The sequence below is a fragment of the Lactobacillus corticis genome, from assembly GCF_018327645.1.
GTDB classification, from domain to species: Bacteria; Bacillota; Bacilli; order Lactobacillales; family Lactobacillaceae; genus Lactobacillus; species Lactobacillus corticis.
Genome location: NZ_BMAY01000024.1, coordinates 1 through 1,046 on the forward strand (window position 1 = coordinate 1; position 1,046 = coordinate 1,046).

1 protein-coding gene, 2 tRNA genes and 1 pseudogene are annotated in these 1,046 nt (G+C 36.2%); all 4 read left to right on the forward strand.

Features of this window, described 5'->3' with window-relative positions; genetic code table 11:
- Positions 1-25 precede the first annotated feature (25 nt).
- Positions 26-98, forward strand: a tRNA-Asn gene (locus KI210_RS08525).
- A gap of 3 nt (positions 99-101) precedes the next feature.
- Positions 102-192, forward strand: a tRNA-Ser gene (locus KI210_RS08530).
- 243 nt (positions 193-435) lie between these two features.
- On the forward strand, positions 436-888 hold the full coding sequence (locus KI210_RS08535; protein ID WP_212781462.1) for a MarR family winged helix-turn-helix transcriptional regulator: 453 nt from the start codon (positions 436-438) through the stop codon (positions 886-888).
- Positions 889-928: 40 nt separating this feature from the next.
- Positions 929-1,046, forward strand: a pseudogene (locus KI210_RS08540) (amino acid ABC transporter ATP-binding protein); the annotation flags it as partial.

Genomic DNA, 1,046 nt, shown 5'->3' on the forward strand with positions numbered 1-1,046 from the left:
GAAGTCGCCGCGCTTTTTTTAATATTCCGGCTTAGCTCAGTTGGTAGAGCGCGTGACTGTTAATCACGATGTCGTCAGTTCGAGTCTGACAGCCGGAGTATGGAGTGTTGTCCGAGTGGCTTAAGGAGCATGATTGGAAATCATGTGTACGGGCTTATACCTGTATCGAGGGTTCAAATCCCTCACACTCCGTAATTTAAAGCTCATGAATGTTGTTAAATCAGCGTTCATGGGCTTTTTTCGTATTTAAATATCATACAAACGATTGAATGACGAATATGGCTTACAATAATAGATAATTATTAGGGACTAAAGATTAAATTAAGGCAAATTGCATTAACTAATAAAGAAAAATAAGAAATAAAATTTGACAAAAGTCTTTGTGGATACTAATATATATACATAGTATTCATGTAGACTTTTAGGAGATGCTTAATGGGACGAAAAGAAGCTGAAGATTTAAATCTTGCAATTGTCAAAGCGAGTAAAAGTTATGAACTTTGGGATAAGAAGAATGGCTTACCCTTTTATATAACTTCAATTTTATATGTTTTATATATCCATAAAACCATGACCCAACGCGAGATTATCAAATCGACTAATATTCCTAAGCAATCAATCAGTAAAGGCATGCATAAACTACTGGATCAGCAATATCTTGAGATAAGACATGATGATACTGATAACCGAGTTCGCCACTGCTATTTGACGCCAGCTGGAAGAAATTATGCTCGAAAAAAGATCCTGCCTTTAATCGAGATTGAATTAGAGGTTGCTGATCGCATGGGGGTCGACAAGATGAATCAATTGTCTGATTTGATGACAGAATGGAGTGAAATGTTCAATCAAATTGTGCGTGAAAAGCAGGGCAAGTTTGAAGAAAACTAAAACTTAGAAGGTCACTAAAATTCGGAAAGGAAGATGAAAAATGACAGCGATTATTAAATTTGATCACGTTAATAAATACTATGGCAAGCTTCATGCCTTGAAGGACATTAATTTGGAAATTGAAGAGGGCCAAGTTGTAACGATCATCGGATCTTCCG